Origin of the sequence: Mesorhizobium sp. CO1-1-8 (assembly GCF_020164875.1) — a bacterium.
Classification (GTDB): domain Bacteria; phylum Pseudomonadota; class Alphaproteobacteria; order Rhizobiales; family Rhizobiaceae; genus Mesorhizobium.
Window position 1 is genome coordinate 78,668 of the sequence record NZ_JAIUGZ010000011.1, and the last position, 16,333, is coordinate 95,000.

Annotated in this window: 16 protein-coding genes and 1 tRNA gene; 8 read left to right on the forward strand and 9 right to left on the reverse strand. The window is 63.4% G+C overall.

Features of this window, described 5'->3' with window-relative positions; all coding sequences use genetic code 11:
- Window positions 1-34 precede the first annotated feature (34 nt).
- The 5 genes from LB558_RS21335 (at window position 35) to LB558_RS21355 (ending at window position 7,450) form a co-directional block, all read left to right on the forward strand.
- Window positions 35-2,119: an ABC transporter substrate-binding protein gene (locus LB558_RS21335; RefSeq protein WP_224699345.1), complete on the forward strand. Its 2,085-nt coding sequence runs from the start codon at window positions 35-37 to the stop codon at window positions 2,117-2,119.
- 111 nt (window positions 2,120-2,230) lie between these two features.
- Window positions 2,231-3,238, forward strand: coding sequence for an ABC transporter permease (locus tag LB558_RS21340; protein ID WP_127256879.1), 1,008 nt, complete (start codon window positions 2,231-2,233; stop codon window positions 3,236-3,238).
- Window positions 3,239-3,240: 2 nt separating this feature from the next.
- Window positions 3,241-4,380, forward strand: a complete 1,140-nt coding sequence (locus LB558_RS21345; protein WP_224699346.1) for an ABC transporter permease — start codon at window positions 3,241-3,243, stop codon at window positions 4,378-4,380.
- 9 nt (window positions 4,381-4,389) lie between these two features.
- Window positions 4,390-6,057 (forward strand): ABC transporter ATP-binding protein, encoded by a 1,668-nt coding sequence (locus tag LB558_RS21350; RefSeq protein ID WP_224699347.1) that lies wholly within the window; start codon window positions 4,390-4,392, stop codon window positions 6,055-6,057.
- A gap of 19 nt (window positions 6,058-6,076) precedes the next feature.
- Window positions 6,077-7,450 carry an alpha-glucosidase/alpha-galactosidase gene (locus tag LB558_RS21355; protein ID WP_224699348.1) on the forward strand — a complete coding sequence of 458 codons (1,374 nt, stop codon included), beginning with the start codon at window positions 6,077-6,079 and terminating at the stop codon, window positions 7,448-7,450.
- 15 nt (window positions 7,451-7,465) lie between these two features.
- On the opposite strand, the gene yacG is transcribed toward LB558_RS21355, so the two are convergent.
- The 9 genes from yacG to LB558_RS21400 form a co-directional block, all read right to left on the reverse strand.
- Window positions 7,466-7,663: a DNA gyrase inhibitor YacG gene (gene yacG / locus LB558_RS21360; RefSeq protein WP_136617172.1), complete on the reverse strand. Its 198-nt coding sequence runs from the start codon at window positions 7,661-7,663 to the stop codon at window positions 7,466-7,468.
- A complete protein-coding gene (locus LB558_RS21365; protein WP_224699349.1) occupies window positions 7,660-8,289 on the reverse strand; it encodes a Maf-like protein in 630 nt (209 codons plus the stop codon). Before LB558_RS21365 ends, yacG begins: the two co-directional genes overlap by 4 nt.
- A 21-nt stretch (window positions 8,290-8,310) precedes the next feature.
- Complete coding sequence (gene infA, locus LB558_RS21370; RefSeq protein WP_006200926.1) at window positions 8,311-8,529, reverse strand: translation initiation factor IF-1; 219 nt, start codon at window positions 8,527-8,529, stop codon at window positions 8,311-8,313.
- 87 nt (window positions 8,530-8,616) lie between these two features.
- Window positions 8,617-9,087, reverse strand: a complete 471-nt coding sequence (locus tag LB558_RS21375) for a low molecular weight phosphatase family protein (RefSeq protein WP_224699484.1) — start codon at window positions 9,085-9,087, stop codon at window positions 8,617-8,619.
- Window positions 9,075-9,560 (reverse strand): UPF0262 family protein, encoded by a 486-nt coding sequence (locus LB558_RS21380; RefSeq protein WP_224699350.1) that lies wholly within the window; start codon window positions 9,558-9,560, stop codon window positions 9,075-9,077. The genes LB558_RS21375 and LB558_RS21380 overlap by 13 nt, the downstream gene beginning before the upstream one ends.
- Before the next feature lie 6 nt (window positions 9,561-9,566).
- Window positions 9,567-10,859, reverse strand: a complete 1,293-nt coding sequence (gene hisD, locus LB558_RS21385; RefSeq protein ID WP_224699351.1) for a histidinol dehydrogenase — start codon at window positions 10,857-10,859, stop codon at window positions 9,567-9,569.
- Between the two features lie 7 nt (window positions 10,860-10,866).
- Entirely contained in the window at window positions 10,867-11,301 is a 435-nt protein-coding gene (locus tag LB558_RS21390; RefSeq protein ID WP_224699352.1) for a DUF2948 family protein, read from the reverse strand.
- Window positions 11,302-11,390: 89 nt separating this feature from the next.
- Complete coding sequence (gene murA, locus LB558_RS21395; RefSeq protein WP_224699353.1) at window positions 11,391-12,683, reverse strand: UDP-N-acetylglucosamine 1-carboxyvinyltransferase; 1,293 nt, start codon at window positions 12,681-12,683, stop codon at window positions 11,391-11,393.
- Window positions 12,684-12,829: 146 nt separating this feature from the next.
- Entirely contained in the window at window positions 12,830-13,006 is a 177-nt protein-coding gene (locus tag LB558_RS21400) for a hypothetical protein (RefSeq protein ID WP_224699354.1), read from the reverse strand.
- 161 nt (window positions 13,007-13,167) lie between these two features.
- Here LB558_RS21400 and LB558_RS21405 point away from each other — a divergent pair.
- The 3 genes from LB558_RS21405 to LB558_RS21415 all read left to right on the forward strand — a co-directional run bounded on the left by LB558_RS21405 (window position 13,168) and on the right by LB558_RS21415 (window position 16,288).
- Window positions 13,168-13,242: transfer RNA gene (locus tag LB558_RS21405), tRNA-Thr, on the forward strand.
- Window positions 13,243-13,561: 319 nt separating this feature from the next.
- Window positions 13,562-15,202, forward strand: coding sequence for a DUF882 domain-containing protein (locus tag LB558_RS21410; protein WP_224699355.1), 1,641 nt, complete (start codon window positions 13,562-13,564; stop codon window positions 15,200-15,202).
- A gap of 174 nt (window positions 15,203-15,376) precedes the next feature.
- Window positions 15,377-16,288: a MurR/RpiR family transcriptional regulator gene (locus LB558_RS21415; protein WP_224699356.1), complete on the forward strand. Its 912-nt coding sequence runs from the start codon at window positions 15,377-15,379 to the stop codon at window positions 16,286-16,288.
- Window positions 16,289-16,333 lie beyond the last annotated feature (45 nt).

Genomic DNA, 16,333 nt, shown 5'->3' on the forward strand with positions numbered 1-16,333 from the left:
GCACCGCTCCGGACAAACAAGAGGGAGAGAGACCGTGAGGAATTTACGCAATATCGGCCTTGCCGCCGGACTGACGCTGAGCGTCTCGGTCTCGGCACTCAGTGCTGACGCTTCCGAGCCGACGGTTCCGCCGGCGCCGGCACCGTTTCCCGCCGAAGGCAAGATCAACTATGTCGCGCGTGACTCGATCCTGGAGTTCAAGGCGCTCCCCGAATATCACGAGCCCGACTGGGTCACCGAGAAATACGTCAAGACCGGCAAGCTGCCGCCGGTGAAAGACAGGTTGCCGAAGGAGCCGCTGGTCTTCAAGACGGGCAACATGCAGGACGGCATCGGCGTCTATGGCGATACGATGCGCCACGTCATCGGCGGGCGGCCGGAAGGCTGGAACTACGGCGCCGGCCAGACGCAAGGGTGGGGCGGCATCGACATCGGCCTCTCCGAATGCCTGACGCGCACCGCCCCGCTGTTCCAGGTCGAGGCCAAGGACACCGAGCCGCTGCCGAATCTGGCCAGGAGCTGGGATTGGTCGAGCGATGGCCACAAGCTGACCATGCACCTCATCGAAGGAGCGAAGTGGTCGGACGGCGCGCCGTTCAATGCCGACGATGTCATGTTCTACTGGGACGACGAGGTGGTCGATCCCAACGTCTCGCCGCTGAACGGCGCGACGCCGGAAACCTTCGGCGTCGGCACGACGCTGAAGAAGATCGACGACTACACCGTCGAATGGACCTTCAAGGATGCCTTCCCGAAACAGTACCTGTATGCCATGGCCTATGGCACCTTCTGTCCCGGCCCCGCGCACATCCTGAAGCCGCAGCATCCGAAATATTCGAAGAACACCTACGATCAGTTCAAAAATGCCTTCCCGCCGGAATTCATGAATATGCCGGTGATGGGTGGTTGGGTCCCGGTCGAATACCGGCCAGACGACATCATCGTCATGCGCCGCAATCCCTATTACTGGAAGGTCGACGAGAAGGGCAATCAGCTGCCCTATCTCAACGAGCTGCACTACAAGCTGTCGACCTGGGCCGATCGCGACGTCCAGGCGGTGGCCGGCGCGGCCGATTTCTCCAATCTGGAGCAGCCGGAAAACTTCGTCGCGTCGCTGAAGCGTGCGGCGGAGGCGAACGCGCCGGCCCGTCTTGCTTTCGGCCCGCGGCTCATCGGCTACAATCTGCGCTTTAATTTTTCCGCCAATGGCTGGGGCAATCCGGACGAACGTGGGCAAGCTGTGCGCGAGCTGAACCGCAACGAGGATTTCCGCAAGGCCGTCACCATGGCGCTCGACCGCAAGGCGCTCGGCGACTCGTTGGTCAAGGGGCCGTTCACCGCCATCTATCCCGGCGGCCTGTCGTCAGGAACCAGCTTCTACGACCGCGCTTCGACGGTCTACTACCCCTTCGACCTCGAGGGCGCCAAGGCGGAACTCGCCAAGGCCGGCCTCACGGATACGGACGGCGACGGCTTCGTGAATTTCCCTTCCGGCACCGCCGGCGGCAAGAATGTCGAGATCGTGATGCTGGTCAACAACGACTACACGACGGACAAGAGCCTTGCCGAAGGTGTCGTCGCCCAGATGGAAAAGCTTGGGCTGCGGGTCGTGCTCAACGGCCTCAACGGCACCCAGCGCGACGCTTCGCAATATTCCGGCCGCTTCGATTGGCTGGTCCGGCGCAACGAACAGGAACTGACGTCGGTGGTGCAGAACACCGTGCAGCTTGCCCCGGTCGGTCCGCGCACCAGCTGGGACCATCGGGCGCCGGAAAATGGCGAGGTCGATGTGATGCCGTTCGAAAAGGACCTCGTCGACATCGTCAACAAGTTCGTCTCCACCCAGGACAATGACCAGCGCGCCAGCCTGATGAAACAATTCCAGAAGATCTCGACGGAGCACGTCTACAATGTCGGCCTGACGGAATATCCCGGCGCGCTGATCGTCAACAAGCGCTTCTCGAACATTCCGCAGGGCACGCCGATCTTCATGTTCAACTGGGCCGAAGATTCGATCATCCGCGAACGGGTCTTTGTCGCGGCCGACAAGCAGGCGAAATACGAATTGTTCCCGCAAGAACTGCCCGGCAAACCCGGAGAGAAGGGGCCGATGAATTAGGTTTACCTCCCTGACTGAGAGACCTCCGGCCGCGCCGCTGGCGCGGCCGGACAAACCAACCTCCGGACGCAACCAAGGGCGCGATCGGCGAGACAAGGAAACGAACCGTCCATGCTGCGATTCCTGCTCACGCGCATAGCGTCGGCAATCCCGGTCCTCGCCATTTTGAGCCTGGCCACCTTTGCCATCATCCAGGCGCCACCGGGCGATTATGCCGACTATATCCGCTCGCAGGCGATCAACCAGGGTGGAGCCTCCTTCGCAGAAGCCGACGCGCAGGCAAAGGCCTATCGCATCGAGCATGGCCTCGATAAGCCGCTGCCCGTCCAGTATCTGAACTGGATCGGCGGCATCGTCACCCGGGGCGATTTCGGCTACAGCCTCTACTACAACAAGCCGGTCGCCGACGTGGTCGGAGAGCGCCTGCCGCGCACGCTTCTCCTGGCGCTGGTCTGCCATCTGCTCGCCTCGGTGCTGGGCATCACATTCGGCATATGGGCGGCGACCCGGCAATACACCTGGATCGACTCGACACTGTCGGCCATCTCCTTCCTTGGCATGACGGTGCCGCGGTTCCTGATGGCGCTGATCATCGTCTATCTCCTGGTCTTCCAGTTCAACGTGTCGGAGATCGGCTCATTCTTCTCGCCGCAATATGGTGGCGCGCCGTGGTCGTGGGCCAAATTCATCGACCTGGTCAAGCATGTCTGGCCGGTGGTGGCGATCGCCACTTTCGGCGGGCTCGCTTACAATATGCGCGTCATGCGCGGCAATCTGCTCGACACGCTGAACGCGCAATATGTCGAGACGGCAAGGGCCAAGGGGCTGACCGGCGCCGCCGTCGTCATGCGCCACGCCGTGCCCAACGCGCTGCATCCGCTCATCATGTATCAGGGCGTGGTGCTGCCCTATATGCTGACCGGCGAGATCGAGACGGCGATCATCTTCGCGCTGCCGACCGTCGGCCCGGCGATTGTCGGCTCCATGGCTGTCGGCGACGTCTATGTCACCGCCACCTTCATGATGGTGCTGTCGGCGACGCTGATCGTCGGCAACATCATCGCCGACATGCTGCTCGTCCTGCTCGATCCGCGCGTACGCCAGTTCGGGGAGGGTTAGAGATGTTGGCGCGCGATCCATCACCGCCACCGCTGCCTGCCGAAGGACCCATCGTTGCCAAACCGGCGCGCGGCAACGAAAGCTACATCGCGCTTGTCTGGCGCCGGCTGAAGCGCTCCTGGACCGGCATGGCCGGGCTCTGGCTCGTCGTGCTGCTGCTGGTGATGGCGGTGTTCGCCGAATTCATCGCGCCAATGGACCCGAAGGTCACGGATGTCGGCTTCGCCCCGCCGCAGGTGCCAAGCTTCCATGACAGAGACGGCGGTTTCACCGCACGGCCGAGGGTCTATGCGCTGGCCGATTCGGCGGACCTCGATCCGGTCACCTTCCAGCCGGTCGTCGGTCCCGACTACGACCATCCAAGGCTGCTTGGCTTCTTCGTGCATGGCGCGCCCTACAAGCTGTTCGGGCTCATCCCGGCGGACCGGCATCTGTTCGGCTCGCTGGACGGCCAGCCGGTGCATTTCCTCGGCACCGACAAGTTCGGCCGTGACGTGCTGTCGCGCGCCATCCACGGCTCGCGCGTCTCGCTGATGATCGCGCTGACGGTCGTCTTCATCATCACCGTCATCGGCACAACCGTCGGCATGGTTTCGGGCTATTTCGGCGGCAGGTTCGATGTCTGGATGCAGCGCTTCGTCGAACTGGTGCTCGCCTTCCCGCAGCTGCCGCTCTATCTGGCGCTGACGACGCTGATCCCGGTCACCGCTCCCACCAACGTCTTCCTGGCTTTCGTCATCATCGTCATGTCGGCCTTGGGCTGGGCGCAGATGTCGCGCGAGGTGCGCGGCAAGACGCTGGCGCTGGCGCGGATCGAGTATGTGCGCGCCGCCATGGCGGTCGGCGCCACCGACCGGCGCATCATCATGCAGCACATCTTCCCCAATGTGATGAGCCATGTGATCGTCGCCGTGACGCTGGCGATCCCGACGGTGGTGCTGCTCGAATCCTTCCTCGGGTTCCTCGGCTTCGCCGTCAAGCCGCCGCTGATCTCGTGGGGTCTCATGCTGCAGGACACCGCGACCTATTCCGTCATCGGCACCTATCCCTGGATCCTGTCGCCGGTCGGTTTCGTGCTCGTCACCGTCTTTGCCTTCAACGCGCTGGGCGACGGCCTGCGCGACGCCGTCGACCCTTATTGAGGTGCTGAGATGACCGTCGCGCTCGCCGAATCCCTTGCACCGGTCGTCCGTCACGACCATGACGGACGCCAGGACCAGCCGATCATCAATGCCCGCAACGTCGCCGTGGCCTTCAAGGTCGAGCACGGCGTCGTCGACGCGGTCAAGGACATCTCTTTCCAGCTCTATCGCGGCGAGACGATCGCAATCGTCGGCGAATCCGGCTCCGGCAAGTCGGTGACGGCGCGCACCGTCATGGGTCTGCTGTCGCGGCGCGCCACGGTGTCCCCCGGGTCGAGCGTCTGTTACGACGGGCAAAACATCCTGAAATTTCCCGAGAGCGCCCGGCGCAAGCTGCGCGGCAACCGCATCTCGATGATCTTCCAGGAGCCGATGAGCTCGCTCAACCCGATCTATACGGTCGGCAGCCAGATCGTCGAGGCGATCAGGGTGCATCGCAAGGTCAGCCGCAAACAGGCCTGGGCGCGCGCACTGGAACTCCTGCAGCATGTGCAGATTCCCGATCCTGCCGCGCGGCTCAAGCAATACCCGCACCAGCTCTCTGGCGGGCAACGCCAGCGGGTGATGATCGCCATGGCGCTGGCCAACAATCCAGACGTGCTGATCGCCGATGAGCCGACCACGGCGCTCGATGTCACTGTCCAGGCGCAGATCCTGAACCTGATCCGCAGCCTGCAGAAAGAGCTGCGCATGGCGGTGATCCTGATCACCCACGACCTGACCGTGGTGCGCCAGTTCTCCGACTACGTCTATGTCATGCAGCATGGCGAAATGTGCGAGCACAACGTCACCGAACGGCTCTTCGCCGATCCGCGGCACCCCTATACGAGGCGGCTGCTGGCTTCCGAGCCGCACGGGCAGCCGAAGCCGCTGCCGGAGGGCTGTGGTACCATTCTCGAAGCCAGCGGCGTGCGCGTCTCATTCATGCTGCGCCACGGCACTTTCCTGAAACCGGACTGGCGAGAGCTGGTCGCCGTCGACGATCTCAGCCTCGGCCTGTGCCACCATGAGACGCTGGGGCTGGTCGGCGAGTCCGGTTCCGGCAAGACCACCTTCGGCCAGGCCCTGCTCAGGTTGATCGACGCCAAGCGCGGCGAGATCCGTTTCGACGGCAAGCCTATCCACGGCCTGTCGCGGGCCCAGATGCGGCCGTTGCGCTCGCGCATGCAGATCGTCTTCCAGGATCCATTCTCCTCGCTCAACCCGCGCATGACGATTGGACAGATCATCGAGGAAGGGCTGATCGTCAACAGCATAGGGTCGACGCGGCGCGAGCGGGTCGAACGGGTGCGCGACGCGCTGGTCAGCGCCGGCATGCCGGGCGATATACTGTCGCGGTTTCCGCACGAATTCTCCGGCGGCCAGCGCCAACGCATCGCCATCGCCCGCGCCATAGCGCTCGAACCAGAATTCATCCTGCTCGACGAGCCGACATCGGCACTGGACCTCTCCGTCCAGGCGCAGATCATCGACCTCCTGCGCAAGCTGCAGGACGAGCGCGGCCTCAGCTACCTCTTCATCTCGCACGACCTCAAGGTGGTGCGCGCGCTGTGCCATCGCGTGATCGTCATGCAGAACGGCAAGATCGTCGAGCAGGGGCCCGTCGACGACGTCCTGTCCAATCCCAAGACCGCCTACACCGAACGGCTCGTCAGGGCCGCTTTCGACGTGGCTTGAACATATGCCGGAGGTTAGCATGGCAAGAAATCCCAAGATCACGTTCATCGGCGCCGGCTCGACGGTATTCATGAAGAATATTGTCGGCGACGTGCTGCAGCGCCCGTCGCTTTCGGGCGCGACGATCGCGCTGATGGACGTCAACCCGCAGCGGCTGGAAGAGAGCGCCATCGTCGTCAACAAGCTGATCGCGACGCTTGGCGTCAAGGCGAAGACCGAGACCCATTCGGACCAGCGCAAGGCGCTGGCCGGCGCCGACTTCGTCGTCGTCGCCTTCCAGATCGGCGGCTACGAACCCTGTACGGTCACCGACTTCGAAGTGCCGAAGAAATACGGCCTGCGCCAGACGATCGCCGATACGCTGGGCGTCGGCGGCATCATGCGAGGCCTCCGGACCGTGCCGCATCTGTGGAAGGTCTGCGAGGACATGCTCGCCGTCTGCCCCGAAGCGATCATGCTGCAATATGTCAACCCGATGGCGATCAACACCTGGGCGATATCGGAGAGATATCCTGAGATCAGGCAGGTCGGCCTCTGCCATTCGGTGCAGGGCACGGCAATGGAGCTGGCTGAAGACCTCGACCTTCCCTACGAAGAAATCCGCTATCGCTCGGCCGGCATCAACCACATGGCCTTCTACCTGCAATTCGAGCATCGTCAGGCGGACGGCTCCTACCGCGACCTCTATCCCGATCTGGTGCGCGCCTATCGCGAAGGCCGTGCGCCCAAGCCCGGCTGGAACCCGCGCTGTCCCAACAAGGTGCGCTACGAGATGCTGACCCGGCTCGGCTATTTCGTCACTGAAAGCTCGGAACATTTCGCCGAATACACGCCCTATTTCATCAAGGACGGACGCCCGGACCTGATCGAGAAATACGGGATCCCGCTGGATGAGTATCCCAAGCGCTGCATCGAGCAGATCGAGCGCTGGAAGGGGCAGGCGGAAGCCTATCGCTCGGCCGATCGCATCGAAGTCGAGCAGTCCAAGGAATATGCCTCCTCGATCATGAATTCGGTCTGGACCGGCGAACCATCGGTGATCTACGGCAATGTCCGCAACAATGGCTGCATCACCTCGCTGCCCCGGGATTGCGCCGCCGAAGTGCCGTGCCTGGTCGACGCCTCCGGCATCCAGCCGACCTACATCGGCGACCTGCCGCCGCAATTGACCGCGCTGATGCGCACCAACATCAACGTGCAGGAATTGACGGTGCGGGCGCTGATGACGGAAAACCGCGAGCACATCTACCATGCGGCGATGATGGATCCGCACACCGCGGCCGAACTCGATCTCGACCAGATCTGGTCACTGGTCGATGATCTCTTGGCCGCTCACGGCGACTGGCTGCCGGACTGGGCGCGCGTCAACCGCAAGAACGAAGCTGCCGCCTGATCGGCGGCGCTCGACTTATTTCGGAGCGTCGGGGTCCGTCTCTTCCTCGTCGTCGCGGGCCGAGATGACATAGGCGCCCTTCAGCCAGCGGTTGAGGTCGATGTCCTTGCAGCGCGTCGAGCAGAACGGAAAGGTGTCGCGCGCCGACGGCTTGCCGCATTCGGGACAAGGGCGCTTCGGGCGCAAGGGCGTGACTTTGGGGTCGGAACTCATAGCCGGGTTCCCGCCAGCCAGCCGCCATGCACCTTGAAGCCTTCACCGCTCAACAGCGCGACGGTCTCATAGAGCGGCAGCCCGACGATGTTGGTGTAGGAGCCGACCAGCTTGACAACGAAGGCGCCGGCGAGGCCCTGGACGGCGTAGCCGCCAGCCTTGCCGCGCCATTCACCCGAGGCGACATAGGCGTCGATCTCTTCGCGTGGCAGCCGCTTGAAACGCACCCGCGTCTCGACCAGCCGCTGGCGCAGCTTGCCACCTGGGGTGATCAGGCAGATGCCGGAATAGACCCGGTGCGAACGGCCCGACAACAGCCCGAGGCAGTTGGCGGCATCGTCGAGGGTCTCGGCCTTGGGCAGGATGCGCCGCCCGACGGCGACCACCGTGTCCGCGGCCAGCACGAAGCCCGGCGCATAGTCGGTTTCGGTCTGCAGCGAGGCGAACGCCTTCTCGGCCTTTTCCTTCGACAGCCGCTTGGCCAGCGAGCGCGGATGCTCGGCACGCAGCGGTGTTTCGTCGACATCGGCCGGCAGCACGCGGTCCGGCTCGATGCCGGCCTGCTGCAAGAGTTCGATCCGGCGCGGCGAACCCGAGGCAAGCACCAGCTTCTGCAAAATGCTCATCGCGGACCAGTCGGGCTTTGCTTACTTGAAACGATAGGTGATGCGGCCCTTGGTCAGGTCGTAGGGCGTCATCTCGACCAGAACCTTGTCGCCGGTCAGCACGCGGATGCGGTTCTTGCGCATGCGGCCGGCCGTATGGGCGATGATTTCGTGTTCGTTTTCGAGCTTTACCCGGAACATCGCGTTCGGCAACAATTCCGTCACGACACCCGGAAACTCGAGGACTTCTTCCTTCGGCATTCGATACCTTTGCTTGGATGGTAGTTCCAGCACCCTGGCCGGAATTTCGGCGGAACCTATATGATAATCGTCCGCTTGTGAACACGCTTAATCCGTCGCGTTTTTTGCTTCAGGATGCAAAAAACGTCGGCCTATGCGCACCTTCAGCCGCTCGCGCACGTCGCGATAACTGGCCATGATCTGTTCGCGGGTGCCGCTGGCGTCGGTCGGGTCCGGCGTCGGCCAGTATTCGACCTCGACCGCGAGCGAGCGGGTGAGTTCGAGTGCGGCGTGGTGCGCTTCCGGCGCCAGCGTGATGATCAGGTCGAAATAGTCGTCCTCGAGATCGTCCATCGTCCTTGGGTGACGCTCGCCCAGCGTGAGACCTTCTTCGGCCAGCACCGCATCGACGAATGGATCGCGCTCGCCGGCGCGGACGCCGGCGGAAGCGACAAAGACGGTGGCGGGCAGCATGCGGCGCGCCAGCTGCTCCGCCATTGGCGAGCGCACGGCATTCATGCCGCACAGGAACAGGATCGAACGGGGCAGGGCGCCGGGTGCCAGGGCTAGCCCCGCCAGTGCAGCACGCAGACCAGCGTGAACAGCCGGCGCGCCGTATCGAAGTCGATGTCGATCTTGCCGGACAGCCGGTCCATCAATGTCTGGGAGCCTTCATTGTGCAGGCCGCGGCGACCCATGTCGATCGCCTCGATGTGGCTCGGCGTCGAGGAGCGGATGGCGTCGTAGTAGCTTTCGCAGATCATGTAGTAGTCCTTGACGATGCGCCTGAGAGGCGTCAGCGACAGGATATGGGTGACGACGGCGGCGCCATCCTCGCGGGCCACGGCAAACACCAGGCGCTGCTCGGCCAGTGACAGTTTCAGCCGATAAGGACCGGCGCCGCTGTCATTGACGGGTTGAAAACTGTTTTCCTCGATCAGGTCGAAGATCGCCACCGCGCGTTCATGCTCGACATCGGGTGTCGAACGGCCGATCGATTCATCGAGTTCGACATCGATCAGCCTGGCGCGGGTTTGATCGGGGCCAGACATCGCCGCCTACATGTTCAACCGTATGGCGACGGAGCGTCCATGCGCGTCAAGGCCCTCCGCCTTGGCCAGCGCAATCGCCGCCGGCGCCAAAATCCGCAACTGCTCCGGTCCAAGCTTGAGGATCGACGTGCGCTTGACGAAATCGAGCACCGACAGGCCGGACGAGAAGCGCGCCGAGCGCGCCGTCGGCAACACATGGTTGGAGCCGCCGACATAGTCGCCGATGGCTTCCGGCGTGTGGCGGCCGAGAAAGACGGCACCCGCATTGCGCATCCGCGACAGGAAACCCTCGGCATCGTCGATTGCCAATTCGACATGTTCGGCGGCGATGCGATCGACCAGCGGCAGCGAGGATTCAATGGTTGGAACCAGGATCACGGCGCCAAAATCGCGCCAGCTCGCCGCAGCCGTTTCGGCCCGCGGCAGGCTCTGCAGCTGGCGCCCGACCGCTTGTTCGACAGCGATGCCGAAGGTCGGATCGTCGGTGACGAGGATCGACTGCGCCGATGTGTCGTGCTCGGCCTGGGCCAGCAAATCGGCGGCGATCCAGTCCGGATCGTTGCTGCCGTCGGCCACGACAAGCACTTCCGATGGCCCGGCGATCATGTCGATGCCGACGGTGCCGAACACCTGCCGCTTGGCCGCCGCGACATAGGCATTGCCTGGGCCGACGATCTTGGCGACCGGCCGGATTGTCTCGGTGCCGTAAGCAAGGGCGGCGATCGCCTGCGCGCCGCCGACGCGGTAGATTTCCGACACGCCAGCGATATCGGCAGCCACCAGCACCAGCGGATTGATGACACCGCCCGGCGCCGGCACGACCATAACGATGCGCTCGACGCCGGCCACCCGGGCCGGGACGGCGTTCATCAGCACCGAGCTTGGATAGCTCGCCGTGCCGCCCGGCACGTAGAGCCCGACTGCCTCGACCGCTGTCCAGCGCCAGCCGAGCTCGACGCCGGCGGCATCCGTATAGCGATCGTCCTTCGGCCGCTGCCGTTCATGATGCGAGCGGATGCGGTCGCGCGCGAATTCCAGCGCCTCGATCGTTTTTGGGTCGGCGGCCTTGTAGGCTTGGGCGATATCGTCCTTCGAAATCGCAATCCCGAGGCTTTTCAGCTCGGCATGGTCGAATTTCCTGGTGTAATCGATCAGCGCCGCGTCGCCCTCGGCGCGCACGCGCGCGATGATGTCGCGCACCGCGGCGTCGACATCGGCCGACACCTCCCGCTTGGTCGTGAGGAAGGCGGCGAAACGCTGCTCGAAATCGGCATCGGACTGACGAAGCGTAATGGCCATCGGACGCTCAGGCCTTGTGGATGGGGCGCGAGGTGGCTTCCCATGCCCCGCCGATGTCGGCAAGACGGGCCTCGATGCATTCGACGTCGAGCATGATCGCGCCGCCGCCCGCAAAGATCAGCTCGACGATGCCGGCCGGCTTGCTGATCTCGATGAAGCTGATCGCCAGCAGAGACAGGACTTCGGCAGGCTTGTTGCGGTCGATACCGCTGGTCTTGGCGCCGAGCACGCGGTCGAAATGCAGCACGGCCTGCCGTCGCTCATTATGCGGGCGAAACAGGCCGGATTTTGCCTCCCAGACGAAACGGTTCATGGTCAGCAGGAAACGTTTGGCCGCTGGCAGGAATTCGAGGTCGCTGACTTTCAGCACGGCATCCTGGACATGAGCCGAAACGATGCTCAGATCCTGATCGTCGAGCGCGATAAGCTTAAGGCCGGTCATGCGGAGGTCGCACCTGAAGGTTGATAACTGAACCTTCTGTTAGGCGGTCTTTCCCGTCCGCGCAACCGCACCGCAAGGGGTTGCGATTCCTACGCCGAAATTCGCTCGATCACCGCGCCGCAGTTGGACAGCTTTTCTTCCAGCCGCTCGAAGCCGCGGTCGAGATGATAGACGCGGTTGACCGTGGTCTCGCCTTCCGCCGCCAGGCCGGCGATGACCAGCGAGACAGAGGCGCGAAGATCGGTCGCCATGACCGGCGCGCCCTTCAGTTTCGGCACGCCGTCGACGATCGCCGTCTGGCCAGAAAGCGTGATATGAGCGCCGAGCCGCGCCAGTTCCTGAACATGCATGAAGCGGTTCTCGAAGATCGTCTCGGTAATGCGCGACTTGCCCTTGGCCATCGTCATCAGGCCCATGAACTGCGCCTGCAAATCGGTCGGGAAGGCCGGGAAGGGCGCTGTCGTCACGTCGACCGGCGAAATGCCGGCGCCGTTGCGCCTCACATGGATGCCGGAATTTGTCGGCGTGATTTCGGCACCGGTCTGGGCGATCACGTCGAGCGCGGTCTGCAGCAGATCCGGCCGCGCGCCCTCAAGCACGACGTCGCCGCCGGTCATGGCGACGGCCATGGCGTAGGTGCCGGTCTCGATGCGGTCGGGAATGACGCGCACGCGCGCGCCCGACAGCGATTCGACGCCATCGATGGTGATGGTCGGCGTGCCGGCGCCATGAATCTTCGCGCCCATGGCGTTGAGGCACTCGGCGAGGTTGACGATCTCAGGCTCGCAGGCTGCATTTTCCAGCACCGTCTCGCCCTTGGCGAGTGCCGCGGCCATCATCAGCACATGGGTGGCGCCGACCGAGACCTTCGGGAAGATATAGCGGTTGCCGACAAGCCGGCCATTCCGGGTCTTGGCGATGACATAGCCGGTGTCGACGTCGATATCGGCACCCAGCGCCTGCAGGCCCTCGAGGAACAGATCGACCGGCCGCGTGCCGATCGCGCAACCGCCGGGCAGCGACACTTTTGCTTCGCCCATGCGGGCCAGCAGCGGGCCGATCACCCAGAACGAGGCGCGCATCTTCGACACCAGCTCGTAGGGCGCCGTCGTGTCGACGATGTTGCGGGCGGAGAAATTGATGGTGCGCGAATAGCCCTCATTCTGCTTCTCGCGACGGCCATTGACCGAATAATCCACGCCGTGATTGCCGAGGATCCGGATCAGCTGCTCGACATCGGCCAGATGCGGCACGTTTTCCAGCGTCAGCGTGTCGTCGGTGAGCAGCGAGGCGATCATCAGGGGCAGGGCGGCGTTTTTCGCGCCCGAGATCGGAATGCTTCCCGAGAGCTTGTTGCCCCCGACAATTCTGATGCGATCCATGGAAGAGCGTCCCTCTCGGCCAAAAAGGGCCGGTTCAATCGTTTGAGTAGCGGCCCGTCTAGACCATTGGCCAATCTGGTTCAACAATTACACTGGTGCAAGAAATAGGATTTCGCGAACCCCGGGCCAAGAGTGGCCGATTTGAGTTAATCTTTTTGTATTTCCTTCGATGCAGCGAGCCCGTCCGGGCGCAGGTCGGCCTCGCCGGTCCGCCGCGAGCGCGACTGCGCCTTGCGCTTTTGCAGGTTGGCCCGCAATTCGTCGGCAAGCCGATCCTTGCGGATTGTTGCTCTGTTTTTCGGTGGAATTGTCTTGTCGTCCATCGCCCCGTCCGCGCCGGCGACCCACCAGCTTGCTGTTCAGGGATAGCCAACATTGTGGCACGGCCATGTCATTAAAAGCTATCCGGCAAAGCCTTTCACAGAAGCGTTGCACTTGGCCTTGCGCTTGCCGGTTCGATATGGCAGAAGCCCCGCCATCAGCGGCTGCGGTAGCTCAGTGGTAGAGCACTCCCTTGGTAAGGGAGAGGTCGAGAGTTCAATCCTCTCTCGCAGCACCAGTTTCCAACATCCCTGTTGCCGCACGCTTGTCCTCTGCATTTGCGAGGGCGAGGGTACATGGGGATGGCGCGGCCATCGTGCTGGCGGACCTCATCGGCGGTGCATTGCTTCAGAAGATGGCTGTCACAGGCAAATCCAGCCGAAGCGCATTCCCGCAAGACACGATTCGTTAACCAAGATGCTGTTCATCGACATGACGTATTGTGGCATGGATGCCCGGCTGCGCCGGTCCGGTCCATGCTTGTCAGGAAGAGGGCCAAAAGGCTCCTGATCTGGGCGGAAACCTGAAATCGCTCGAAACAAAAGAATGTGCAAGGCATGAACGTGAGCGAAAACGTGCAAAACGCCCCCGGTGCTTCCCGTCTTTGGACACTGCCTGCCATCATCGCAGCGTTCCTTTGCCTGTGCGTTACCGGCGCGTTCGCGGAGACGCGTGCTTTGAAGATTCAACATCTCCATACGGGCGAGAAGGCTGAAATCGTCTTCAAGCGCAACGGGCGCTATGATCCGGCGGGATTGAAGAAGATCAATCTCATGCTGCGTGACTGGCGTCGCAACGAACCGACGAAGATGGATCCGCGCCTGCTCGATCTTGTCTGGCAGGTCTATCGCGCCAGTGGCTCGACAGCCTATATCCACGTGGTCAGCGCCTATCGGTCGCCAGCGACGAACGCCATGCTGCGCAGCCGCTCGAAGGGTGTGGCTCGGGAGAGCCAGCACATGGTTGGCCGCGCGATGGACTTCTTCCTGCCGGATGTGCCGCTGAAGAAACTGCGCGACATCGGCCTCAAGATGCAGGGCGGCGGCGTCGGCTACTACCCTACCTCCGGTTCGCCTTTCATCCATATGGACGTGGGCAATGTGCGGCATTGGCCAGGCATCAGCCGCCAGGAGCTCGCAAGGGTATTCCCGAACGGCAATACCCTGCATGTGCCGAGCGACGGCAAACCGCTGCCCGGTTATGGGCAGGCATTTGCCGCCTACAAATCGCGCAAGGACGCCGGCACGACCGACATCGAACTGGCAAGTGCCGACGGTGGCCAACGCAGGCCGCGCGGCCTGCTGGCAGCCCTTTTGGGTGGGCGCGGCGCGGACGAGACCGACGATGTCGCCGAAGCGGTGCCGGCGCCACGCAAGCCTGCCAGGTCCGTTGAACCCAGGCCCGCCGGCATCGCAATCGTGCCGCCGCAGGATGCCCAGCGCGCCGACATCCAGACGGCTTCCGTCGATAGGACCGAAGAATCGCCGATTGGAGCGGAGAGGAAGACGCCTGAAGCAATCGTCATGGCGATGGCGCAGGGCTCAGTGCCGCTGCCAGCCTTCGCCCCGCGCACCGGGCCAACGACCAGTATTCCGACCCCGCAAATCGCGCCACTTGCAACAGCCGACGCTTCCACGGCGCGGGCCGAACTGGCCAAGCCAACGGCAACCGATGCTGAGATTCCCTCGGGCAAATCGGATGCCGGTCCCGCGAGCGGCGCGCCGGACCTGGTGGCGCTCAACATCCCGTTGCCGACATGGCGACCGGGAAGCCTGACCATCCCGACCCGCCAGCCTGAAGCAGACAAATCCGGCGACGCGGTCGCTGCCTTGCTGGCCTTGAACCACGCCGATGACGGCCTTGATGGGTTGGCCGGCCAGCGGGTCTCGGTTACTCAACCGAAGCCCGAAGATCGCGTCAGGACCAGCCCGAAGGCCGACCGTGTCCAGCCACGTCTCGATCCCGAAGCCACTGCGGTCATCGTGCCGGCCGCGCTGTCTGGCCGGCTGATAGAGACAGGTCGCGGCATCGTCGGCGCAGCCAGCCCCGCGACGGCGCCCGTCATTGCCGCCAATCTCATCCGCACCGCGCCGGAGCACATCTATCTCGACGGATTCCAGCCGCGAGGACAGACCTCGGATCACCGACGCTTCACCGGTTCCGCGGTCAAGTTCCTGCCCATCGCCAGCTTCAATTAGACGCAAGCCCTCGTTCGATCCGACGTGGATGTGTGCACGACGGGATGGCTTGGCCGTCCCGGGATTGCAAGCCATGCCGAACGCTCGGATGGCTCTGTAAGGAAATTTCCAAATTTGACAAACATGTGCGAAATTGTAAGATAATCGTCTTTCCGTCGGCGATAGGCGATGACAATGTCGATCCGCGAAGAACTGGCCAACACGACCGTGGCGTTCACCTCCGCGGAAGAGAAGATCGTCCAGGTCCTGCTCGCCGATTACCCGATGTCCGGGCTGGGCACCGCGACCCGGCTGGCCCGGCGCGCTGGCGTCAGTGACCCGAGCGTGACGCGGCTGATGACCAAGCTTGGCTATGTCGGCTTTGCCGACTTCCAGGCACGCCTGCTCACCGAAGTCGAATCCAGGCTGCATTCGCCGCTTTTGATGATGGAGGCCAAGCGTCCGGGCGGCTCCAGCGAAGGCACCGCACTTGCCTATTTCCATTCGGTTTCCGACAGCCTGGAGCGCACGCGTACGGCTGTGCCGGTGCAGGCCTACACGCGCGCCGTCAACATGCTGCTCGAGAGCAAGGGCCAGGTCGTGCTGTTGGGCGGCCGTTTCAGCCGTCACATCGCCTCCATGCTGGCCGGCTACCTCCTGCAGTTCAGGTCCGGCGTGCGCGACATCGGTTCGTTGAGCCCCGCCGATTTCGACCTGCTGATCGACCTTGGCAAGCGCGACCTCCTCGTCGTGTTCGACTACCGGCGCTACCAGTCGGACGTGGTGAGCTTTGCCCAGCAGGCCAAGGAGCGCGGCGTCTCCATCCTGCTGTTCACCGATGTCTGGCTGTCGCCGATATCTGACATCGCCGACCTGACCCTGGTCGCGGCGATCGACGCCAACTCGCCGTTCGACACGCTGGCGACGGCCGTTGCCCAGATGGAAACCGTGTTTGCCCACGCGCTGGAGGGCCATGGCGCCGGGGTTCGCAAGCGCATCGAGGACATCGAGAAGATCCGCAGCGCCAATGCGGTCACGCTCGATGCCGTCCCGTCGTCATCGGCCGACGACGCCGCCAAATCCAAAACCAAAACCACAAGGAAATAGTGTCGCTGCGCCCAGTGCAGCGATGCAAGGCGCCGCGACGCAGAG